At 68.8% G+C, this 21,277-nt stretch carries 20 protein-coding genes; 10 read left to right on the top strand and 10 right to left on the bottom strand.

All coding sequences use genetic code 11. The annotated features are described in order from the left end of the window. Positions 1–169: 169 nt before the first annotated feature. The gene (locus CXH06_RS11915; RefSeq protein WP_114855418.1) at positions 170–967 is read right to left on the bottom strand and encodes a sugar phosphate isomerase/epimerase; all 798 of its coding nucleotides are present in this window, start codon (positions 965–967) and stop codon (positions 170–172) included. A 164-nt stretch (positions 968–1,131) separates the two neighbouring features. Between CXH06_RS11915 and CXH06_RS11920 the strand changes: the two genes are divergently transcribed. The 6 genes from CXH06_RS11920 (at position 1,132) to CXH06_RS11945 (ending at position 7,349) form a co-directional block, all read left to right on the top strand. Beyond that, entirely contained in the window at positions 1,132–2,283 is a 1,152-nt protein-coding gene (locus CXH06_RS11920) for an ROK family protein (protein ID WP_369832989.1), read from the top strand. Positions 2,284–2,496: 213 nt separating this feature from the next. Further along, on the top strand, positions 2,497–3,798 hold the full coding sequence (locus CXH06_RS11925; protein WP_114855420.1) for an ABC transporter substrate-binding protein: 1,302 nt from the start codon (positions 2,497–2,499) through the stop codon (positions 3,796–3,798). Beyond that, positions 3,795–4,760 (top strand): carbohydrate ABC transporter permease, encoded by a 966-nt coding sequence (locus CXH06_RS11930; RefSeq protein WP_114855421.1) that lies wholly within the window; start codon positions 3,795–3,797, stop codon positions 4,758–4,760. Before CXH06_RS11925 ends, CXH06_RS11930 begins: the two co-directional genes overlap by 4 nt. Continuing rightward, positions 4,757–5,605, top strand: a complete 849-nt coding sequence (locus CXH06_RS11935) for a carbohydrate ABC transporter permease (RefSeq protein ID WP_114855422.1) — start codon at positions 4,757–4,759, stop codon at positions 5,603–5,605. The genes CXH06_RS11930 and CXH06_RS11935 overlap by 4 nt, the downstream gene beginning before the upstream one ends. Positions 5,606–5,619: 14 nt before the next feature. Beyond that, on the top strand, positions 5,620–6,384 hold the full coding sequence (locus CXH06_RS11940; protein ID WP_114855423.1) for a VOC family protein: 765 nt from the start codon (positions 5,620–5,622) through the stop codon (positions 6,382–6,384). Continuing rightward, the gene (locus CXH06_RS11945) at positions 6,381–7,349 is read left to right on the top strand and encodes an aldo/keto reductase (protein WP_114855424.1); all 969 of its coding nucleotides are present in this window, start codon (positions 6,381–6,383) and stop codon (positions 7,347–7,349) included. Before CXH06_RS11940 ends, CXH06_RS11945 begins: the two co-directional genes overlap by 4 nt. A gap of 403 nt (positions 7,350–7,752) precedes the next feature. Here the strand turns inward: CXH06_RS11945 and CXH06_RS11950 are convergent, their stop codons facing one another. Further along, on the bottom strand, positions 7,753–8,880 hold the full coding sequence (locus CXH06_RS11950; RefSeq protein WP_157975716.1) for a lysylphosphatidylglycerol synthase domain-containing protein: 1,128 nt from the start codon (positions 8,878–8,880) through the stop codon (positions 7,753–7,755). Between the two features lie 137 nt (positions 8,881–9,017). Between CXH06_RS11950 and CXH06_RS11955 the strand changes: the two genes are divergently transcribed. After that, positions 9,018–9,785 carry an alpha/beta hydrolase gene (locus tag CXH06_RS11955; protein ID WP_114855426.1) on the top strand — a complete coding sequence of 256 codons (768 nt, stop codon included), beginning with the start codon at positions 9,018–9,020 and terminating at the stop codon, positions 9,783–9,785. A 54-nt stretch (positions 9,786–9,839) separates the two neighbouring features. Here CXH06_RS11955 and CXH06_RS11960 read toward each other — a convergent pair whose 3' ends face one another. From CXH06_RS11960 to melA, 7 genes are all read right to left on the bottom strand, one after another. Beyond that, complete coding sequence (locus CXH06_RS11960) at positions 9,840–10,595, bottom strand: ZIP family metal transporter (protein WP_114855427.1); 756 nt, start codon at positions 10,593–10,595, stop codon at positions 9,840–9,842. Positions 10,596–10,728: 133 nt separating this feature from the next. Then, a complete protein-coding gene (locus CXH06_RS11965) occupies positions 10,729–11,676 on the bottom strand; it encodes an endonuclease/exonuclease/phosphatase family protein (protein ID WP_114855428.1) in 948 nt (315 codons plus the stop codon). A gap of 168 nt (positions 11,677–11,844) precedes the next feature. Continuing rightward, complete coding sequence (locus CXH06_RS11970) at positions 11,845–12,807, bottom strand: endonuclease/exonuclease/phosphatase family protein (RefSeq protein ID WP_114855429.1); 963 nt, start codon at positions 12,805–12,807, stop codon at positions 11,845–11,847. 171 nt (positions 12,808–12,978) lie between these two features. Further along, a complete protein-coding gene (locus CXH06_RS11975; RefSeq protein WP_114855430.1) occupies positions 12,979–13,866 on the bottom strand; it encodes a carbohydrate ABC transporter permease in 888 nt (295 codons plus the stop codon). Further along, a complete protein-coding gene (locus tag CXH06_RS11980) occupies positions 13,863–14,768 on the bottom strand; it encodes a carbohydrate ABC transporter permease (protein WP_114855431.1) in 906 nt (301 codons plus the stop codon). The genes CXH06_RS11975 and CXH06_RS11980 overlap by 4 nt, the downstream gene beginning before the upstream one ends. After that, the gene (locus tag CXH06_RS11985; RefSeq protein ID WP_232820332.1) at positions 14,752–16,035 is read right to left on the bottom strand and encodes an ABC transporter substrate-binding protein; all 1,284 of its coding nucleotides are present in this window, start codon (positions 16,033–16,035) and stop codon (positions 14,752–14,754) included. Before CXH06_RS11985 ends, CXH06_RS11980 begins: the two co-directional genes overlap by 17 nt. 75 nt (positions 16,036–16,110) lie before the next feature. Next, positions 16,111–17,499 (bottom strand): alpha-galactosidase, encoded by a 1,389-nt coding sequence (gene melA / locus CXH06_RS11990; RefSeq protein WP_114855432.1) that lies wholly within the window; start codon positions 17,497–17,499, stop codon positions 16,111–16,113. 103 nt (positions 17,500–17,602) lie between these two features. Here melA and CXH06_RS11995 point away from each other — a divergent pair, with 103 nt between their 5' ends. Next, complete coding sequence (locus CXH06_RS11995) at positions 17,603–18,499, top strand: helix-turn-helix domain-containing protein (protein ID WP_114855433.1); 897 nt, start codon at positions 17,603–17,605, stop codon at positions 18,497–18,499. Between the two features lie 21 nt (positions 18,500–18,520). Here the strand turns inward: CXH06_RS11995 and CXH06_RS12000 are convergent, their stop codons facing one another. After that, positions 18,521–19,378 (bottom strand): Ltp family lipoprotein, encoded by an 858-nt coding sequence (locus CXH06_RS12000; RefSeq protein ID WP_232820333.1) that lies wholly within the window; start codon positions 19,376–19,378, stop codon positions 18,521–18,523. A 356-nt stretch (positions 19,379–19,734) separates the two neighbouring features. On the opposite strand from CXH06_RS12000, the gene CXH06_RS12005 reads away from it, so the two are divergent. Then, positions 19,735–20,121 (top strand): hypothetical protein, encoded by a 387-nt coding sequence (locus CXH06_RS12005; RefSeq protein WP_114855435.1) that lies wholly within the window; start codon positions 19,735–19,737, stop codon positions 20,119–20,121. A 133-nt stretch (positions 20,122–20,254) separates the two neighbouring features. Continuing rightward, on the top strand, positions 20,255–21,274 hold the full coding sequence (locus CXH06_RS12010) for a LacI family DNA-binding transcriptional regulator (protein WP_114855436.1): 1,020 nt from the start codon (positions 20,255–20,257) through the stop codon (positions 21,272–21,274). The last annotated feature ends 3 nt before the right edge of the window (positions 21,275–21,277 follow it).

The raw sequence follows: 21,277 nt of genomic DNA on the forward strand, positions 1-21,277 counted from the left end.
GGCGTCGGAGCAGCGCGCCCGAGGGTTCGAGCTGGTGATCTGGTCGCCTGAGCCGATGCTCACCGGACCAGATCACCAGCTCGATCCGTGACAAGGTGTCGCCGCGCCTCCCTCGCACCTTCAGCCTGTCATCCGGTGCGGTGTCCGGCGGGACTCCCCGAGCATGGGGTCAGAAGCCGTGAGCTGTGAGCCAGCGATACCCCGCGGTGACCACGTCGAAGGGGTCGAGCGCGGTGCGATCAAGCTCCACGAGCGCCCATTCGAGCCCTGCTGGCAGAGCAGCGACCGCACCGTCGAGATCCGCGCTCCCGTATCCGAGCGGGACCTGATCGGCGAGCGGGTCGTCGGCACGACCCGGCCCGTCCTTGAAGTGCACGAGTTCGACGCGATCCCCCAGGCCTCGCAGGAGCGCCGGGACGTCTCGACCTGCCGTGTGCGCCCAGTACAGATCGACCTCGGCGACGATCGACGGGTCCAGCGCCTGGAGGAATCGGTCGTATCCCCGCGTGCCGTCGGGCAGCTCGGGCCAGTCCCACCAGTGATTGTGATAACCGATCCGCACCTCGTGCTCTGCTGCCCTGTCGGCCAGCAGCCCGAAAGCGTCCGCGAAGCGCTGGACTCCTCCGGGGGTGGTCAGCACATCTCGACCGAAGCCGAGGACGTGCTCGGGGATGCTGGCGATCGCGACGGGAACTCCGACGATCGCGAGTTCCTCGAGGAGCCAGTCCATCTCCGAAGGAGCCGGGAATCGGGTGTGCGCCGAACTGGCCGTGAGGCCCGCCAGATCAATGCTCCGCCGCAGCATCTTCGCCTGTGTCAGCCGCTCTCCCCTGGTCAGGGACGGGTTCCCGAGCCCGAACGGCTCCACGCCCTCGAAGCCGATCTCCGCGACCCGTGCGAGAGCGCGATCCGGGTCGTGGGCGAGCGCATCACGGATCGCGTACAGCGCGAGTCCCTTGACAGCCATGAAAGACCTCCACACAAGCTATGTGATTACTTACTCTCGTTGAGTAAGTATGTTGGCCACGTCCGCCCACCGCAAGGGAGAATCGCCATGAGTCTCGTCCAGCCCTCGAGGAGCACCCCGTGACCCCACTGCGCCATCGTACGGCCGCCGAAACCGCGACTGCCGTGCTGGATCTGGTCCGGCGCCAGTCCCCCATCTCCCGCGTCGAGCTCTCTCACACCACGGGACTCACGGAGACATCCATCTCCAAGACCGTGCGCCGCCTGCTCGAGGCGGGGCTCGTCGAGGAGGCCGGCCAGGACTCGAGCGGGCGGGGGAAGTCCCGCACCCTGCTCCGGCTGGCCCCGGGGGCGATGCATGCTGTCGGCGTAGTCCTCGACGACACCCGGATCCAGTGCGTGCTGACCGACTTCAGCGGCGCCATCCTGGCATCGCGTGAACTGGAGGGAACCCGCGGAGACCTCCCACCCCACATCACCGAGCGCGTCTCAGCAGCCGTGCTGGAGATGATCTCCTCCGCCGGGATCACGGTATCCGACGTCGTCGGCACCTGTCTGGCGAGCCCTGGCCGCTTCGACGAGGAGAAGAAGCGGCTGCGCATGTCCCTGGTGGCCTCGGACTGGGAGGACTATGACGTCCAGGAGCAGTTCACCGCACTCACGTCGATTCCCGTCCGGCTCGAGAAGGACTACGGCTGCGCAGCGCTCGCTGAGCACTGGGTCGCCCGGGATACCTCTTCGGACTTCATCACCGTCTACCTGGCCAATGGCATCGGAGCGGGTATCGTCCTCGACGGCGAGCTCTATGGAGGCACATCCTCGAATGCGGGCGAGATCGGACATCTTCCGCTCGATCCCGACGGCCCGGAGTGCAGCTGCGGGAACCGCGGATGCCTCGAGCGGCTCGCAGCCCCTCAGTACCTCGTCACCGCGGCCTTGGCGGACACCTCACTGGTGGCGCGCCTCGCGCTCGTCGGTGATCGGGACACGATTCGCGTCGACTTCGAGAAGATCGTGCGGGCCGCCGTCACCGGCGACGACGGCGCGATGGCCCTGATCAGCGGCGCGGCGGAGCGACTCGCGCAAGCAGTCGTCGGCCTGGCCAACACCCTCGATGTGAAAGAGGTCGTCCTCGCCGGCCCCACGCTCGAACTGGTCGGCGAGATCTACGCCGAGCGGATCCAGGACGCTCTGGACCGACGCTTCTTCCTGCGTCCGGTCCATGAGGTGACCGTGCGCCTGTCCAGCCTCGGCCTCGACGGGGCAGCATCGGGCGCCGCGATCTCCGTGCTCCGCGCCGAGGCCATCACGCGCTAACGGGCGGCGCCGCGCGTCCGGCCGGCGCCGTCGTCCCGCCGCATCCACGCCGACACGCCACCACGGGCAATGCCCTCGACTCCACCTGCGGCATGCGCACCACCGCGTGACCTCTCGGGTGCCCACCCCTTGACAGCTCTACTTACTCAGGTTTAGAAAGTACGCATCCCGTCCATCGATGCAGTTGCGACCAGTTCAAAGAGGAGCGTCACCATGGGTATGTCACGGTCATCGGGTGTCAGTCGGCGCAGCGCGCTGAAGTACGGCGCCACCGCATCCGCCGGAGCAATCGCCGCTTCCACCCTCGCCTCGTGCGGCGATGCGAGCGGGGGCACGACAGAGATCCGCATGTGGTCCTGGTACAGCGAACAGCAGGAGGTCCTGCCGAAGGTGATCGACGCCTTCCAGGAGAAGAATCCGTCGATCACGGTCACCAATCGGATCTTCGGCAGCCCGGACCAGTACCTGCCTGCATTGCAGGCAGCGGTGTCCGGTGGAGACATCCCAGAGATCTTCGCTCCCCACACTCGCGCCCTGGAGTACGGAGCAAACGGCATCAGCCTCGATCTCAAAGCGGCGCTGGGCGCAGACTTCACGGACAGGTTCTTCGAGTCCGCGAACAATCAGTACACGCAGGACGGAGCTCAGTACGGGATCGGCTGGATGGCTCAGACCTTCGGAATCTTCTACAACCCCGAGTCGTTCGCCGCGGCCGGAGTGGATGGCGAGCCGGAGACTTGGGACGATCTGATCGCTGCAGCAGACCTCATCCGGGGCATTGATCTCGCGCCGCTGTCAGCCTCCTTCAACCCCGGCACCAGCGGGCTGGACTTCTTCCTTCCTCTGATCACCCAGGTCACCGATGACCCCACCTGGTATCTCGCCCTCGACCGCGGCGAGAGCGGGTACGAGTACACCTCCCCGGAGGTGGTCCAAGCGCTCGAGCTTTTCGAGACGATCGTGAAGGGCTCGGTGTTCCAGAACGGAGCAGGGGCGACGCAGGGCGCCGAGGCAACGCAGCTCTTCTACACCGGGCGCGCCGCGATGCTCTTCAGCGGCTCGTGGACTCCTCAGGGACTCGTCCAGGACGCCGATCCCGAGTTCGTCGAGACCTACAAGGTCATGAAGAATCCGGCGATCGCCTCCGGGGAGCAGCATTGGACCGCGAATCAGGCCGGTGCCGGATGGTCGGTCACCTCCGAGGAGTCGAAGCAGGACGCGATCCTCGAGTTCCTCTCCTTCCTCTACGAGGACGAGCAGTACTCGACGCTCATGAACGAGTCCAACTCGATGCCGGCGACCAAGGCCGCAGCCGAGCGCATCGAGAATCCGATCATGGAACAGATGACCTCGTGGCTGATCGATGGCGACGGCTGCCCACACATCCCCTTCGGGCCGGGCTCCTCCGAAGCGGGCGGGCCGCTGATGTCGATTCTCGATGGTTCCGGCACGCCGGAGCAGGTGGCTCAGGACATGCAGGACGCCGTGGCGAACGCCCGAGGGACGGCCTCATGACCTCCACGCTGACCCATGGCGGCGCGCCGCCGACGCCTACGAAGACCGTGCGCAGGCCCTGGAGCGTCCCCCCGATCCGCCGGAAGGAGATGCTCGCCGCCTACGGGTTCGTTCTCCCCACCTTCTTCCTGTTCGCCCTGTTCGTCGGGTACCCGATTCTCCACACCTTCTATCTCAGCACCGCGGAATGGAGTGGATTCGGTGATGCCACGTTCATCGGGCTCGACAACTTCCTCCGAGCCGCCCTTGACCCCGTTGCGCAGAGCGCCTTCCTGCTGACAATCGGATGGGCACTGGCCACGACGGTCCTCCAAACGGCGATTCCCCTCGTCATCGCCGCCATGGTCGCGACCGTGCCGGGACCGATCTCCGTGGTCGTGCGCACGGCGCTGTTCATCCCAGGGATCGTCTCGTTCGTCGTCTCCGGCGTGCTCTGGCGACTGATCTACGACCCGAACTTCGGGACTCTCAACGCTGCGATCCAACGTCTCGGTGTCGAGGGCTTCAACCATCCGTGGCTCGGATCGGCCAACTCCGCGATCCCGGCGCTCCTGGTCGTCGCAGTGTGGCAGGGCATCGGGATGAGCATGCTGATTTTCTTCGCGGGCATCCAGGGCATCGACCCCGGCCTGAACGAGGCCGCGATGATGGACGGCGCGGGAGTGCTCCAGCGCTTCCGTCACGTGACGCTGCCGAGTCTCCGCTTCGTCACGGCGATCGTCCTCGCGCTGAATCTCATGAACGGCTTCAAGGTCTTCGACCTGATCTACGTCATGACCGGCGGCGGCCCCAACAACAGCACCCAGGTTCTCGGGACGTACCTCTACGGTCTGGCCTTCGGATCCACCTCGGGGTCCGTGCCCCAGCTCGGATACGCCTCGAGCCTTTCCATCATCGTCATGGCGCTGTGCACCGTCGCGGTGCTGTTCCAGATGCGCCTGAGCCGGAGGGCCGGAGCATGAGCGCCACGATCACCTCGAAGACGGTCACGGGACGGATGGGCCGATGGGCCACCAGCGCCGTCCTGCTGCTGATCAGCATCGCAACGGTCTACCCCTTCGTGTGGATGATCCTGACCTCGCTGCGCGAGTCCAACTCGGTGTTCGGAGGTCCGTTCATCCCCGAGCGGATCACTCTGGACGCCTACTCGAGGGTCCTCGAGTTCACCGGCTTCGTCGGCCACTACTGGAACTCCCTCTGGATGACCACTGTGACCTGCGCGGTCGTGCTGGCTCTGTCGACGCTGTGCGGCTACGCGTTCGCGAAGCTCCGCTTCCCGTTCAAGAATGCGCTGTATGTCGTGCTGCTCTCGACGCTGATGATGCCCGGCACGGCATTGATCATCCCGGTCTACCTCCAACTTCGGACGTTTGGACTCCTCGACAGCCAACTGGGATTGATCATCGTCTACGCCTCAGGAGCCGCTCCGTTCTCGATGTTCCTGATGCGCGCCTTCTTCGAATCGCTGCCGGATGAGTTGGTTCAGGCTGCACGAGTCGATGGCGCCGGAGAGCTCCTGGTGTTCCTCCGAGTGGTGCTGCCCCTTGCACGGCCGGGGATCGCCACCGTGGTGATCTTCCAGTTCCTGGCGACCTGGAACGAGTTCCTGATGGCGAATACGGTCCTGCAGACTCCGGACAAGCTGCCGCTGCAGCCCATCCTCTTCTCCCTGCAGGGCCAGTACTCCACGGACTGGACCACGCTGTGTGCAGGTCTCGCGCTCTCCGCGATCCCCGTGGTCCTGGTCTACGTCTTCCTCCAGAGGCAGTTCATCGCCGGCATGACGCTCGGCGCCGTCAAGAATTGAGAAAGTGTAACCCTATGAGCATCCGATCGATCACCCTGAACGTCCGCGACATTGCCACCTCCCGTGCCTTCTACGAGAAGTATCTGGCTGCGCAGGTTCTGGAGGAGACTGCCGAGTATGCGCTCCTGGACGTCGTGACTGCCACGATCCGTCTGCGCAAGGTGAACGGGTCCGAATTCTCTTCCTGGCAAGCGGACGATCTCCGTCGTGGATTCCGCCACATCGGTTTCAAGGTCGCCGACACCGATCGTCTCTTCGCTGATGTCGAGGCCGACGGTGTGCCGGTGCACCTCGCACCGCTCGATGCTGAGGGCGGGGTGCGCATCGCCTTCTTCTACGACCCCGACGGCACACTGCTGGAGTTCGTCCAAGGCGACCTCCACTACCACCACGTCGCCGACCAGGAGCTCGTCGATGCGGAGTACGCGCTCGGTGTGCCCGAGCGCCCACGTTTCGATCACATCGCGGAGACGGTGGAGAACTTCGAGTCGACCCAGACCTTCTACGACCGGCTGGGCTTCCGTCACCACGGCAGCATCGTCCAGGCCTCCGATCCGCGCGGCTTCCAGATCCGGTTCCTCAAGAACGACGACAGCGTGCTGGAGATCTTCACCTACGAGGCGACGACCAGCCCGACTCGCCAGGTACAGGACGCTCCGGGATTCGCCGACGTGGTGCTGAGCGGCGCCGAGGTCTGGCCTCCGCCGGGAGCTGCCACCGACGACGACGGTGCCGTCGCCGATCCCGATGGGCTCGCGCTGCGCAGTGAGCTCTCGTGACGGGATCGGCGACTCCTCGCCCTGACCTCGAGGGCTGGAGCCGCCCTCTTGGTCGTACGGGTCTGGACGTCTCGGCGATCTGTGCCGGCGGTGGCGTCCTCGGCTCGGTGCCGCAGATCTTCGGCTACGAGGTCACCTCCGATGAGGCGTCCTCCCTGCTGTCGGCTCTGTTCGACTCCCCCATCTCCTTCCTGGATACCTCCAACGGGTACTCCGACGGGAGGAGCGAGGAGCGGATCGGACAGGCGCTGGCTCGGCGCGGAGGGCCTCCGGGCGGCTTCGTGCTCGCCACGAAGGTGGACGGGCACGACGGCGACTTCTCCGCGCAGCGAGTCAGGGCGTCGATCGAGGAGTCCTCCCGCCGGCTCGGCATGCAGTGCTTCCCACTGCTGTATCTGCACGACCCGGAGTACTACCCGGACGAGGACTTCTTCGGGCCCGATGGGGCGGTCGCCGCTCTGACCGCGGCCAGGGAGGCAGGTCGGGCTCGACATCTGGGCATCGCAACGGGCAGCATAGAGCTGGCGCACCGGTTCCTGGACACGGGCGAGTTCGAGGTGCTGCTCATGCACTCCCGGTACACGCTCGTCGATCGCAGTGCCGACGAGCTGTACGATCGCGCGGCGGCCGAGGGGATCGGGATCGTCAATGCCGCCGTGCTCGGCGCCGGTGTCCTCTCCCGCCCGCACCAGAGCCACTCGCTCTACGGATACCTTCCGATCCGAGATGACGTCCTGCAGGCGGCCCGTCGGATGGACGTCATCGCGCAGACAGAGGGCATCCCTCTGTCCTCGCTCGCCATCCAGTTCTCGGTGCGAGATCCGCGGATCTCCTCGACCGCCATCGGGCTCAGCCAGGAGCGGCGCATCGCCCAGACCCTTGAGGGACTGCGCGTCGAGGTGCCGCAGCGGGTGTGGGATCAGATCGAAGCCCTCGTACCTCCGCCGGAGTCCTGGCTCCACTGACCGTGAGACCTGGCGAGCTCGGCCCGCCGCAGACCACGCCGGCACTGCTCCGCGGGCAACCCCCTACCCTGCGCCCCAACGCGACGTCGGAGCAGCGCGCCCGAGGGTTCGAGCTGGTGATCTGGTCGCCTGAGCCGATGCTCACCGGACCAGATCACCAGCTCGATCCAAGGTGTCGCCGCGCCTCCCTCGCACCTTCAGCCTGTCATCCGGTGCGGTGAACCGGCGCGGACCGGGTGATCGCCCGTGCCCTCGGCATCTCGGTGGCCCCGAGCTCCGCGCCCCTTCCCCCGCGGGCTCCGTGCCACATGCACTGAGTCCTCCGCAGGTCGAGCTGGTGATCTGGTCGCGTGAGCCGATGCTCACCGGACCAGATCACCAGCCCGACCAGAGGCCGGACAGATCAGGCGGACGGTGCCTCGTCGGACCCGTCGGAGGTCCCCGCCGCGGTGTCAGCGCCGGCCACCGCGGCGTTCCGGCCGGTGAACCTCCACAGGAGCATCGCGGCCAGTCCCAGCAGCAGCGGCGCCGCCACGATCATGACGCGCCAGACGATCATCGCCGCGATCGCGGGCTCGGCGATCTCGTGACCCGCGGTCTCGGTGAGCGAGGCCAGCATCGCGGTGTCCATGACGCCCAGGCCCTGCGCCGGGAACATGGTCAGGGGGAAGGCGAACAGGTAGGCGACGCCCACCTCGAGGATCGAGAGGTCATCGGGACGGATGCCGATCATGCGCATCGCGACCAGGAGGATCACCAGGTCCATCAGCACCATCCCGGCGCTGCAGGCGAGGGATCGGGGGAAGCGGTAGCCGAAGCGCTCGGAGAGGTTCTCCTGGAAGGACGCGAAGCCGCCCGCCCACACCTCCGGGTCGGTAGTGCCGCGCACGCGCCGCACCATCCCGCCCATCGCGAGCCCGATCCGCCGCGCCTCCTTGCGCCCCCGCAGCACCAGCAGCACCACCGTGACGAGGAAGGCGGCGATGAACAGGCTCACCAGGTCGAACCAGCGCAGCCCCGGCCCGACGCTCAGCAGGGGAAGCAGCACGAAGCCCAGCAGCGGCGCCGAGAAGCGCACGATGTAGAAGGTCATCGAGTTCATCGCCGTTGCCGCGAGCGCCCGCGGACCGTCGATGCCCCAGGAGCGGAACATCGCCACCCGCAGCACGATGTCGCTGGGCGCGGGAGCGAAGGCGGAGGCGGTGTTGGAGGAGAGGTCGTTGATGGTGCAGCGGTAGAGGCCCACCCCCGGCAGGAAGATCGACAGCGGCGCGGCGCTGAAGATCTGCCGGATGATCAGCAGCGGCAGGAACAGCAGCGGGCTCCACAGCGGCACCGAGCTCAGCGCGTCCCACACGGTGGCCACGTCGATGCGGCGGAAGGTCCGCACCACCACGGTGACCACGAGGATGACGATCGCGGTGGCGACCAGGCGCGAGACCCACGGGCCCTTCTTGTGCCTGCGCAGCGTCCTCTCGACCGAGGTGGGCGGCGGTGCGTCACCGGCGTCGGTCGGCGTCTGCTCGGTCACCTCTCCTGCTCCCCTCTGCCCGACCCACGGGCGGACCGGTCGATCCGGGCGCGGCGGGGTCCCGACCGCGATGGTCCAGCGTACACAGCGAACACCTCGCGAATCGGCACGCGGCACGGGCGGGCTACGGTGAGGCCATGACTCTCGCCCGCCGGATCCGTCGCGGAACCCTCCGCGTGCTCGCCGTGCTGTGCGTGCTGGTGGTGCTCGCGGTGCTCGCCCTCGTGCTGTGGGCGCGCACCGGCGTGATGCCGGCCGAGCCGGCGCCGCTGGACGCCGTGCTCGAGGATCCCGGGATCACGGTCGAGGAGAGCTCCACGGCCATGGTGATGCGGCCCGCGGACGATGCCGAGGCCGGGGACGTGGGCCTGGTCTTCTATCCCGGAGCGAAGGTCGAGGCGGAGGCGTACGCGGAGCGTCTGTCCGATCTGGTGACCGAAGAGGGAATGTCGGTGGTGATCGTGAAGCCCTGGTTGCACCTGGCGCTCTTCGATCCCCGGGGGACGGACACCTTCACCGCGCGCGTGCCGAGCGTGACGACCTGGATGGTCGGCGGCCATTCGATGGGCGGTGTCCGCGCGTGCCTCGCCGCCGAGGACGTCGACGCCCTGGTGCTGCTGGCCTCCTACTGCTCCACGGACCTCTCGGCCTCGGGTCTCCCGGTGCTCAGCCTCGCCGGGAGCGAGGACGGCCTGTCCACACCCGAGAAGGTCGACGGCGCCCGCGATCTGCTCCCGGCGGACGCAGAGATGGTCGAGATCGAGGGCGCGAGCCACGCGAGCTTCGGCGACTACGGCCCGCAGCCGGGCGACGGCACTCCGACGATCACCGATCCGGCGATGGACGCGGTGGTCACCGCGGAGGTCGGAGATCTGGCACAGGCCGTGGGGCCGAACGGCGACTGATTCCCGGTCGGCCCGGCCGGGTGCCATCCGGCGCGCATGGTCGCCGGCCCTGCGTCAGGCGGCGCTGTGGAGTGCGAAGGCCGCGAGGAAGCCGAGGGCGGCCAGCAGCCCGGAGTACAGCGAGTCCTCCGCGACGGCCTCGGGGATCATCGTGTCGGTGATCATCGCGAGGATGGCGCCCGCGGCCAGGGCGTTGACGAAGGCGATCGTGGCGGGCGACGCCCCGCCCAGCATCGAGTAGCCCGCCAGCGCCGCCAGCCCGGAGGCCAGGGCGATCGCGCCCCAGATCGCGAAGACATAGGTGGCGCTGCGCCCGGCGCTCTTCCACCCCGCACTGCTGGAGAGGCCCTCGGGGACGTTGGACAGGAACACCGCGGCGAACATGGCCATGCTCATCCCGGATCCGGAGAGCACGCTGAGGCCCAGCGCCATCGACTCCGGCACGCCGTCCAGCAGGGCTCCGATCGCGATCGCTCCCCCGCTGCCGCTCTTCTCCTCCTCCGAGGTCTGGACCGTCCCCGAGGAGCGTTTGCGATGCCTCGCCCCGTAGCGGGCCAGCAGCAGGTTCAGCCCCACATAGGTCACCGCCCCGACCAGGAAGCCGGCCCCCGTGGCGACCAGGCCGCCCTCCTCCATCGCCTCCTCCACCAGCTCGAAGGAGAGGGCGGAGATGAGCACCCCCGCACCGAAGGCCATGATCCCGGCGACGACCTTCGCAGGCACCGTCACGAACCACGCGATCGCGCTGCCCAGCAGCAGCGCGCCGCCGGCCACGAGTCCGCCCAGCAGGGCGATGAGCCAGGGAGCCATGGCGCGGTCCTTCCAGCGATCCGACGGGTCGGGCCGACCCTAGCTCGGATCGGAGAGCGACGCCGTCCCGCCGCGAGGACAACGCCCCGGTCCCGCGCGCGGCGGGACCGGGGGGGGCTCTGCCGGCTCGCCGTCAGGGCAGCGTCACCAGTGCCTGGACCGGAGTGTGGTCCGAGGGGTATGCGCCGTCCTTGGACCGCGAGACGTTGATCGCGGCGACGGTGGTGGTGATGTCCGGCGTGGTGAGGACCCAGTCGATGCGCGGTCCGTCCGCCACCGGGTCCTCGTACGCGGGGAAGGTGCCCCAGGCCTCGGTGACCTGCTCGGCGGCGCTGTCCCAGGTGTCGACGGTGGGGCCGTCGGTGACCAGGGTGGTGTAGGCGCCGGAGTCCTGCGCGTGGGAGTTGAAGTCGCCGGTGACGATGGTGGGCAGCCCGTCGAGCTCACCGCCCTCGAAGAGGTCGATCATGGCCTGGGCGCTCTTGATCCGGGCGGGCTCGGACTCGTGGTCGAAGTGGGTGTTGATCATCGCGAACTCCCGTCCGCTGACCAGGTCGCGCAGGCGGGCCCACACCACGATGCGGGTGACGTTGTTGCCCCAGGTGGCGGAGCCGATGGCCAGCGGGGTGTCCGAGAGCCAGTACTGGTCCCAGGAGAGCACCTCGATGCGCCGGGGATCGTAGAAGATCGCGGAGTACTCGTCCTTGCTGCCGCCGGCGCGGCCGTAGCCGATCATCCGGTGGGTGGGAAGCGCCTCCTCGATCGCGGGCAGCTGCGCGTACTTCGCCTCCTGCACCCCGAGCAGGGTGGGCTGCTCCCGCTTCAGCAGATCGACCAGGATCGGCCGACGGTCCGGCCAGTGGTCGGGGTCGCCCGGCTCCGTGTCGGTCGAGCGGTCCAGGCGGATGTTGAAGCTCATCACGTGCAGCTCGTCCCGCCCAGCCCTGCCGATCAGGGCGCGGCCGCCCCGGTTCTCGGCGGGCTCCGCGAGGGCAGGGGCGGCGAGCGAGGTCGCGGCCACGCCGCCGACGGCGACGCCGAGACCGGTGAGCAGGGAACGGCGATCAAGTGGGGTGGTCATGGGTGTGTCTCCAGATGAGAGGCGGGATCGTGCCTCCGCGACCCTAGGAGATGCGTCGCGACGGATCGCCGCGGAACGGACGTCCGGTAAAAGGGTTCACCAGATCGACGTCCGTACGTCACCGTCGGCCCGGGAGGACCGCCGCAGGACGCCCCGTCCGGCCCCGGGTCAGGGCAGCGTCACCAGCGCCTGGACCGGGGTGTGGTCCGAGGGGAAGGCGCCGTCCCGGGAACGGGAGACGTTGATCGCGGCGACGGTGGTGGAGATGTCCGGCGTGGTGAGGACCCAGTCGATGCGCCCGGCACGATCCACGGGGTCCTTGTAGTTGGGGAAGGTGCCCCAGGACTTGGTGAGCTTCTCCCCGGTGCTGTTCCAGGTGTCGAGCGTGGTGCCGTCGTCGGTCAGGATCGCGTGCGGCTCCGAGCTGTGGGCGCGGGCGTTGAAGTCGCCGGTGATGATCGTGGGCAGACCCTCGAGCTCGTCGCCCTCGAGCAGCTCGCGCAGCGCTTCGGCGCTCTTGACGCGCGCGGGCTCGGACTGGTGGTCGAAGTGGGTGTTGATCATCGCGAACTCCGCGCCGCTCTCGAGATCTCGCAGCCGGGCGATCACCATGATCCGCGTGATCTCGTTGCCCCAGCCGGTGGAGGCGATCTCTCGCGGGGTGTCCGAGAGCCAGCGCTGGTCCCAGGAGATCACCTCGAGCCGGCGGGCGTCGTAGAAGATGGCGGCGTACTCGTCCTTGCTGCCGCCCTCGCGGCCGTAGCCGATCATCGCGTGGTGCGGCAGCGCCTCCTCGATCGCCGGCAGCTGCGCGAACTTCGCCTCCTGCACGCCCAGCAGGGTGGGCTGCTCGCGCTCCAGCAGGTCGATGAGGATCGGCCGACGGTCCGGCCAGTGGTCGGCCTCGCCCGGCCGGGTCAGGGGGTCGGTGTCGACGGAGCGGTCCTGACGGATGTTGAAGGACATCACGTGCAGCTCGTCACGCGCGGCCTTCCCGATCAGGGCATCCCCTCGCCCCTTCCCGGAGGGCTCGGCCGCGGCAGGGGCGGCGAGGGCGTTGACGGCGGCACCGCCGACGGCTGCGGCTCCGAGGCCGGTGAGCAGAGAGCGGCGATCAAGAGTGCTGGTCATACGGGAGAACTCCACGGTGCGAGGGGGCAGGTGCCACCGCGAACCTAGGAGCTCGCCCGCGCCGGATCGGGCGATGTGGGCGATTCGGCAGCAGGTTTCATCTGCCCGCCCACCGCCCGTCCGCCGCCTGTCACCCGCGGCCCGGCAGCGATCCCGCTCCCGTTCCCCCGCCTACTTGATGCCGGTGCTCGAGATCCCCTGGACGAACTGCTTCTGGAAGACCAGGAACACCGCCAGGATGGGCAGCACCGTGACCGTGGCCACGGCCATCACCGCGCCCCAGGGGGAGGCGAAGGCCGGGTTGTTCGTGAGCGTCGAGAGCCCGACGGGCACCGTGAGGTTCTCCGCGCCCTGCAGCACCACCATCGGCCACAGGAAATCGTTCCAGCGCGCCATGAACGCGAGGATCACCAGGACGCCGACGAGCGGGCCGCAGGTGGGCAGCACCACGGCGAAGAAGGCGCGGAACTCGCCGGCGCCGTCCACCCGGGCCGCCTCGATGACGGCGGTGGGGACGCCCAGCATGAACTGCCGGGCGATGAAGATCCCCACCACGTCGAAGGCGGTGGGCAGGATGACCGCCCAGGGCGAGTCCACCAGCCCGATCCTCGCCACGACGAGGAACGAGGGGACCAGGGTGACCTGGATCGGGACCATGATCGTGAGCATGAACGCCGCGTAGAGCAGTCCCCGGCCCCGGAAGCGGTACTTCGCCAGCGCATAGCCCGCCCCGAGCGAGACCACCACCGAGATCGCGGTGGTCACCACGGAGATCAGCACGGAGTTCCAGATCCAGCGAGCCACCGGCTGGGTGCTGAACACCTCGGCGAAGTTGGCGAGGGTGGGACTCTCCGGCCACAGGTAGAACTCGCTGCTCTGCGACTGGCCGCCGGAGGTCAGGGCCGAGACGACCATCCAGTACAGCGGGAAGACCATGATCACGGCCAGCAGGGCCAGTCCCGCGATCAGCAGCCAGCGCCGAGGGGACGTGCGGGGGCGATCGGCCCGGGACCGGGTCGCGGCGCGGCGGGGCGTGATCTGGATGCTCTCGGTGCTCATAGGTAGCTCTCCGCTCTCCGGGTGGCGCGCTGCCGCAGCAGGGTGAACAGCAGCAGGATCGCGACCAGCACGAGGCCCAGGGCGGCGGCGTATCCCATCTGGGCGTCCTGGAAGGCTGATCGGAAGACGTACTGGATGAGGACGGTGGTCGAGAATCCGGGCCCGCCGCCGGTGAGCACATAGATGATGTCGAAGGCCTGCAGGGAGAAGACCACGTTGAGGATCAGCAGGATCGAGGTGGTCGGGGCGAGCATCGGGACGGTGATCCTCCGGAACCGCGCCCAGGGGCCGGCGCCGTCGATCGATGCGGCCTCGGTGATCTCCGCGGGCACCGACTGCAGCGCGCCGAGGTAGATCACCATGCAGAAGCCGATGCGGGTCCAGACCACCACCAGGATGAGCGTGGCCATCGCCATGCTCGGCGAGGTCAGCCAGGGCACGCGTCCCAGGCCCAGCGCCTCGAGAGCGTTGTTGGCGACGCCGTAGTCGGTGTTGAAGATCCAGGACATGATCACGCCGACCACCACGCCGGCGGCGACCATCGGGACGAAGAACAGGGCGCGGAAGACGGCCCGGCCGGGCAGCGGACGGTTCAGGGCGACGGCCAGTCCCAGCCCCGCCGCCATCGCCGTGGGCACCGTGCCGACGGCGAAGATCAGCGTGTTGACCAGGGCGGTCCGGAAGAGCGTGTCGGTGGCCATGGTCTCGAAGTTCGCCAGCCCCACCCAGTCCCCCTCGCCCAGGGTCTGGGTGTCCTGGAAGCTCAGCGTGATCGCGATGATGATCGGGACCAGCGAGAACGCGAGGAAGAGCAGGGCCGCGGGGCCGATGAACACGTAGGGCACCAGGCGACGCCCGGAGGTGGCCCGGGTGCGGGTGCTGCGGTCAGCGCGAGGTGACACTGAGCATCGCCTCCATCATCTGCTCGCTGGTCTCCTGCGGGGTGAGCTCCCCCAGCAGGCACAGGTCGAGGTAGTCGGCGAACACGGCGTTCAGGGAGCTGAAGTACTCCCCGGACTGCGCGCGCACCATGGACAGCGGGATGGTCCCGCCCTGGTCGATGAACAGCTGCATCACGTCCTCGTGCGCCGCGTAGCCGATGTCCTGGGCGCTCAGGGAGGTCCTCGAGGGGATCCAGTTGCCGTCGTGGCAGAAGCTCTGGATGTTCTCCCGGCTGGTCATGTAGGCGACCAGCTCGGCGGCGAGCTCGGGGTTCTTCGAGGACCGGGTGACGGCGAGGGTGTTGCCGCCGAGGTCGGAGGCCTCGCCGCTGTTGCGGATCATGGGGGCCACGCCCCACTCCCCCGGCCTCGCCTCGTCGAAGGAGGCGATGGCCTCGGGGTTGGTCAGCGCCATGCCCACCTGGCCGGTGTTGAAGAGGTCGAAGTCGACGTGGCCGCCCCCGGACTTGGACATGTTGGAGGGGCTGACCAGTCCGTCGGTGTACCAGCGGCGGCCGAACTCGAGCGCGCCGATGGCCTCCTCGGTGTCCATCGAGGGCGTCAGCCCGTCCTCGCCGAGGAAGGCGCCGCCGTTCTGGTAGATCAGCGGCATCCACCGGTAGGCGGTCTCCGGTCCGCTCCATCCGTAGGAGAAGGCATAGCGGCCGGTGACCTGCTTGACCTCCTGGGCGATCTCGAGGAACTCGTCCCAGTGCCAGGCGTCCTCGATCGCCTGCGGCGGCGTCACGCCGATCTCCTCCATCACCTGCCGGTCATAGAAGGTGATGAAGTTGTCGGTGTGCTGGAAGATGCCGAACAGGCCGTTCTCGCGCTGGCCGATCGCCCAGAACGGCTCGCTCCAGTCCTCGCGATACTCCGGCGGCACCGCCTGGGTGAGATCGACCAGGCTCCCGTTGGCGGCGTACCGGCCCAGCTGCTGCGGGGTGATCCGGATGATGTCCGGGGCAAGGTCCGCCGCCAGACGGGTGATGAACCACTGGTGGAACTGCCCGGTGGTCACCTCGACCGAGACCGAGGTGCCCGGGTGGTCGGCCACGAAGGCGTCGGCGATCCTCTGGTAGGAGGCCAGGTCCGTGGGGATGTTCCAGGAGGACAGTCGCAGGTGCTGGGTGTCGGTGCTCTCGCCGTTGCAGGCGGCGAGGGCGCCGACCATCGAGATGCCGGCGACGGCCAGGATCTGGCGGCGTCCGACGGTGGGGCGGGTCATGCGCTCACTCTCCTTCGAGCTCGGGCACGGTCGGGGCGGGGGCGGCTCCATCGGCCGCCCCCGCGGGGTGGCCGCTCAGCGGCGGAGGTTCTCCGGCAGGCGGTCCGCGTGGGCGGCCAGCAGCTCGTCGGTCATGGCGCGGGCGTCCTCCAGGGTCACCTGCGCCGCGGTCAGCGGATCCATCGCCACCGCGTGGTGGACGTGCTCGAGATTCCCCTCGAGCGCGGCCTTGACCGCGAGGGTCTGGACGTTGACGTTGGTGCGGTTCAGCGCGGCCAGCTGGAGCGGCAGCTCACCGATCGCCGTGGGCTGAACGCCGCTGGCGTCCACCAGGCAGGGCACCTCGACGCAGGCGTCGGCCGGGAGGTTGGAGATGACGTCACCGTGATTGGGGATGTTGCCGTGGATGACGCTCGGCGTGCCGGTGACCAGGGAGTTGACGATGGTCGCGCCGTACTCGACCGACGGCTTGAGCTCCGCCTTGAGCTGCGTGAGCTGGGCGTCGATGTCGCCCTGGTCGTCGTGCGCGGAGCAGATCTCGAAGTAGTCCCAGCGCTCGGGGATGTACTCCTCGGTGAGCTCAGGAGTCTTGCGGAAGTAGGGCAGGTACTCCGAGGCGTGGTGGCTGGACTCGGTCTCGAAGTAGCCGAAGGCGTTCATCAGGGCGGTGCGCACCTGCTCGTTCCCGCCCTCGTAGACGCTCGCGGCCTGTGCGGCCTCGCTGTGGTCGCCGTCGTCCCCGGCGAGGTCCGCGGCGGCGCGGCCGCGCTGGTGGCGCTCGGCCATGACCTCGCGCAGGCGCGGGTAGAGGTCCTCGCGGCCGCGGGAGAACTCCAGCACCCAGGCCTGGTGGTTGATGCCGGCGCAGCGGTAGCGCACCTCCTCGTAGGGGACGTCCAGGCTGCGGGCCAGCATCCGGGTGGTGCCCTGGACGCTGTGGCACAGGCCCACCGCGTTCAGGCCCCGGGCGTTGAGATATGCCGTGGCCATCGCCATGGGGTTGGCGTAGTTGATGAACTGGGCCTGCGGGCACACCTCGAGCGCGTCGTCGATGATCGCGTCGTAGGCGCTCACCGAGCGCAGGAAGCGGAACACGCCGCCGGGGCCCACGGTGTCGCCGACGGCCTGATCGATCCCGTACTTCCGCGGGATCATGACGTCGTGCTCGTAGGACTCCACGCCGCCCACCTGGAAGGTGATGATGACGGCGTCGGCCCCCTCGAGCGCGGCGCGACGGTCGGTGGTCTCCTCGACGGTCGTGTCGAAGCCGTGGTGGGCCACCAGCTCACGCGTCGCCTCGGCCACCGGGCCCAGCTTGTCGGGGTTCACGTCCATGAGGCAGAGGGTCGCGTCGCGCAGCGCCGGGAAGCTGAGGAGGTCGCCGATGAGGCGGAAGGGGAAGACGAATCCGCCGGCGCCGACGATCGTGATCTTGGGGTTCTTGAGGAAGGTCTGCTCTGACATGGCTTCACGCTAGGGCCGGGGCTGTGCGGAGGTCTCGCCCGATCCTGCGCCGTTCTTCCAGGATCCTTCGATCCGGGACGGGTCACGCCGGTACGCTGGCGCGATGACTGCGTCGTCCCCACCGGCCCGTCCCAGCGCCGAGGTGGAGTACCAGGCGCCGGCGCTGTGGTGCCGGCGCGGGGAGCCGCCGCAGATGCAGTCGATGCATCGCCACAACGACCTCGAGATCAACCTGGTGCTGCGCGGTGAGCTGCGGTACGTCTTCGCGGGCCGGCCGTTCGTGGTCCGCGAGGGACAGATCGCCATGTTCTGGGCGGCGCAGCCGCACGGCCTGGTCGATTCGCGCACCGGCGATGTGTGCTGGGTGCACGTCCCCGTCGACACGCTCCTGGGGTGGGGCCTGCCCGAGCGGGAGCTCAGCGCCGTCATGCGCCCCGCTCCCCTGGTCACCGACGCAGAGCTGGTGCGCGCGCGGATGGAGGCGATGGTCCCGGCCTGGCTCGAGGAGTACCGGCAGCAGGGGGGCGCGGGGCCGGCGCTGCTCGAGATCCAGGCGACGGTGCGCCGGATCCTGCGCGCCGCGCTCGAGGATGCCGAGCGCCTCTCCCCTGCGGCCGCTCCCGGCCGGGTCCTCGAGGCGTTCGGCGCGGAGTCGGGCACACGACGGGTCTCCGCCGAGCGGATCGGCCACACCATGACGATGGCGCAGTTCGTGGTGGAGAACTACCGTTCCCCGCTGACGGTCGGCGCCATCGCGCAGGCCGCGCATCTGACCTCGTCCCATGCGATGACCGTTTTCCGGGACACGGTGGGGGCGACGATCGGCGAGTACCTCACGATGTGCCGGGTCGCGGAGGCGCAGCGACTGTTGATCACCACCTCGCTGCCGATGACGGAGGTCGCCGAGCGCAGCGGCTTCGGCTCGCTCTCGAGCTTCTACGCGCACGTCTCCGCGGCCTGCGGGATGGCGCCGCGGCAGTACCGTGAGCAGGTGCGGTAGGCGGCCGGCACCCCGGTCCCGTCAGTCGTCGAGGTGCTCGATCGCGTAGTCGGCCTGCTCCTGGGTGAACTGGTCCCCGTACTCCGAGGTGAGTTGGTCCCGGATCGCCTCCGGCGACATGTCGAGGTTGTCGCGATAGGACCGGGCGCTGATCAGGGCGTTCTCGTTCCAGTCCGCCTCGATGTGCTCGATGGCGTACTGCGCCTGTTCCTCGGTGAACTTTTCTCCGTACTCGGAGGTGAGCTGGTCGTAGATGCCCTGCTGCGACATGTGCATGGTGTCCGCATAGCTCTGGCCGCTCGCCAGCGCGTTCTCGTTCCAGTCCACGTCGAGGTTGTCGACGGCGTACTGCGCGGCCTCGTCGGAGAACTGGTCGAACTCGGAGGTGAGCTGGTCGTAGATGCCCTGATAGGACATGTGCATGATGTCGGAGTAGGTCTCGGCGCTGTTCAGCGCCGAGATGTACTCCTGCGGAACGTCATCCTCGGCGGCCTCCGCCGGGGCGGAGTCCTCGGCCGGCTCCTCCGCGGACGTGTCGTCAGCCGGGACCTCGTCCGCCGGGGCCTCGTCCGTCGCCGGCTCGACCTCGTCCGCGGCGGGGTCGTCCGCCGGATCCACGGCCGTCGTCGGCGCGGCGCTCGACGGGTCGTCACTCGCGCTGATCGCGAGGACCGAGCAGCCACCGATCGCGAGAACCAGCAGGGCGGCGCACCCGCAGCCGGCCGCGATCAGGCCTGTCCGGCGACGCTTCGGCGCAGGGGCGACAGGTGGCGCACCGGGGGTGCTGTGGAGCGGCGCGCCGTAGGCGGCGCCGTCCGGTGCGGGAGAGGGGAGATCCGAGCTGTACGGATCCTGAGGCGAGGGGGACGAGCTGGTCACAGCTGCACTCCATTCTGGGTATGTCACGACGGCCCCTGGGCACGGCTGTGCCGGGGCTACTGCGGAAGAGCGGGGCCCGCTGCGGATGCGTGAGCTCGGAGTCGCGGGAGTTGCGACGAGCATCGGCGGCCGATACGAGATCGACGGGGAAGGTCGTCCACCGGGGACCTACAGAAGGAATCTACGACGGGGGTCAGACACTCCACGCGGCGAAGGTCCCGACCTCGATGCGCCGTACGACACATCCGGGGGGCCGACTCGCGTCCGCGCTCTCGCAGCAGGAGTGTGGTGCACGACCTGAGGTGACATCGTCCGCGCCGTCGGCCACCCCTGGACATCCGTGCTCTACTGGCAAGATGAACACTGTCGCCTCCACCCGCCGCCCGATGACCCGCACCGAGGCCCTGGCCTGGAACCCCAACTGGTCGGTCGGCGATCAGCGGGTGATCGAGGAGAACGTGGAGCGCCTGCAGGTGAGCTCCTTCTACCGGACGAAGTCCAACAGCACCGTCACGGGACAGACCGCCGAGGGCCGCTCGGTGATGTACCTCCATCCGGGCTACGTGGTGTTCCCCAAGGGGCTGGCCCCGGAGGATCGCAAGGACCTGGACTGGGACGGGATCGACCTGTCCACGATGCAGTCGCGCCGCGCGGCCTCCGTCGCGGCCGAGGAGCGGATGACCTTCTGCCCGGGCTGCTTCTACGCGCTGCCGGCGACCGGCGTCTGCGACACCTGCGGCTGAGAGCCACGGGCCACGGCCCGTGAGGTGGACTCCCCGGCGCTTGACAAGTGCCCGCGCGGAGGTCCACCCTCTACGTCATACGAATAACGGCCGACGATGACCCGTCGGACGTCCCGACTCCGAGGAGGCTCCGATGGCGCAGCGCCCCACGATGCACGACGTCGCGGCCCGGGCCGGGGTCTCCCAGGCCGTCGTCTCCATCGTCCTGTCCGGCCGCTACGCCGGGCGCGCCTCCGAGGCGACGGCCGAGCGCATCCGTCACGCCGCGAACTCGCTCGGCTACCGCACCAATCTCCAGGCCAAGACGCTGAAGACCGGCATCGCGGAGATCATCGGCCTGGTGGGCGACGAGGTCGCCACCTCCCCCTTCTCGGGCCAGATGATCAAGGGCGCCCAGGATCGCGCCTGGGAGGAGGGCAACACGCTGATGACTGTGGACACCGGCGGCGACGTCGCCCTGGAGACCGCGGCCATCGAGACGATGCTCTCCCACCAGGTGCGGGGCATCCTCTACACCGCGATGTACCACCGCGAGCTCGAGGTCCCCACCGGCGCCCTCGAGACCCGCACGGTCACCCTCAACGCCCGCGACCTCTCCGGCCGCACCCCGAGCGTCGTCCCCGACGAGGAGCAGGGCGGCTACGAGGCCACCCGCCTCCTGCTCGAGGCCGGACACACACGCATCGGCATGATCAACATCCAGCCCGGCGAGCACATCCCCGCCGCCCGGGATCGACGCCGCGGCTACGAGCGCGCCCTGACCGAGGCCGGCATCGCGCTCGATCCCGCGCTGGTCCGCCCCGGTGAGGGCATCCACCGCACCGGCCGCGAGGGCGCCCTCGCCCTGCGGGACCTCGACGACCCCGTCACCGCGATCTTCTGCGGCAACGACCGCACCGCCCTCGGCGCCTATCAGGGCCTCGAGGAGCTCGGACTGCGCATCCCCGAGGACGTCTCGATCGTCGGCTTCGACGATCAGGACGTACTGCGGGACTACTTCCATCCGGCGCTGACCACCATGCAGCTGCCCTTCCTGGCGATGGGCGAGCGCGCCGCCGAGCTCGTCCTGGACTCCTCGGCCCCCGCTGAGGTCCACGCCCTCCCCTGCCCCGTGATCCATCGCGGATCCGTCGCCCCACCGAAAGGTCGCTGACGC

Source organism: Brachybacterium sp. YJGR34 (assembly GCF_003347015.1).
Classification (GTDB): domain Bacteria; phylum Actinomycetota; class Actinomycetes; order Actinomycetales; family Dermabacteraceae; genus Brachybacterium.

Coding starts and splice junctions, on each gene's coding strand:
- CXH06_RS11930 (WP_114855421.1), top strand. CDS start 3,795: ATGACCTCCACGCTGACCCATGGCGGCGCGCCGCCGACGCCTACGAAG.
- CXH06_RS11925 (WP_114855420.1), top strand. CDS start 2,497: ATGGGTATGTCACGGTCATCGGGTGTCAGTCGGCGCAGCGCGCTGAAG.
- CXH06_RS11985 (WP_232820332.1), bottom strand. CDS start 16,035: ATGACCCGCCCCACCGTCGGACGCCGCCAGATCCTGGCCGTCGCCGGC.
- CXH06_RS11970 (WP_114855429.1), bottom strand. CDS start 12,807: ATGACCAGCACTCTTGATCGCCGCTCTCTGCTCACCGGCCTCGGAGCC.
- CXH06_RS11935 (WP_114855422.1), top strand. CDS start 4,757: ATGAGCGCCACGATCACCTCGAAGACGGTCACGGGACGGATGGGCCGA.
- CXH06_RS11955 (WP_114855426.1), top strand. CDS start 9,018: ATGACTCTCGCCCGCCGGATCCGTCGCGGAACCCTCCGCGTGCTCGCC.
- melA (WP_114855432.1), bottom strand. CDS start 17,499: ATGTCAGAGCAGACCTTCCTCAAGAACCCCAAGATCACGATCGTCGGC.
- CXH06_RS11960 (WP_114855427.1), bottom strand. CDS start 10,595: ATGGCTCCCTGGCTCATCGCCCTGCTGGGCGGACTCGTGGCCGGCGGC.
- CXH06_RS11915 (WP_114855418.1), bottom strand. CDS start 967: ATGGCTGTCAAGGGACTCGCGCTGTACGCGATCCGTGATGCGCTCGCC.
- CXH06_RS12010 (WP_114855436.1), top strand. CDS start 20,255: ATGGCGCAGCGCCCCACGATGCACGACGTCGCGGCCCGGGCCGGGGTC.
- CXH06_RS11995 (WP_114855433.1), top strand. CDS start 17,603: ATGACTGCGTCGTCCCCACCGGCCCGTCCCAGCGCCGAGGTGGAGTAC.
- CXH06_RS12005 (WP_114855435.1), top strand. CDS start 19,735: ATGAACACTGTCGCCTCCACCCGCCGCCCGATGACCCGCACCGAGGCC.
- CXH06_RS11975 (WP_114855430.1), bottom strand. CDS start 13,866: ATGAGCACCGAGAGCATCCAGATCACGCCCCGCCGCGCCGCGACCCGG.
- CXH06_RS11965 (WP_114855428.1), bottom strand. CDS start 11,676: ATGACCACCCCACTTGATCGCCGTTCCCTGCTCACCGGTCTCGGCGTC.
- CXH06_RS11940 (WP_114855423.1), top strand. CDS start 5,620: ATGAGCATCCGATCGATCACCCTGAACGTCCGCGACATTGCCACCTCC.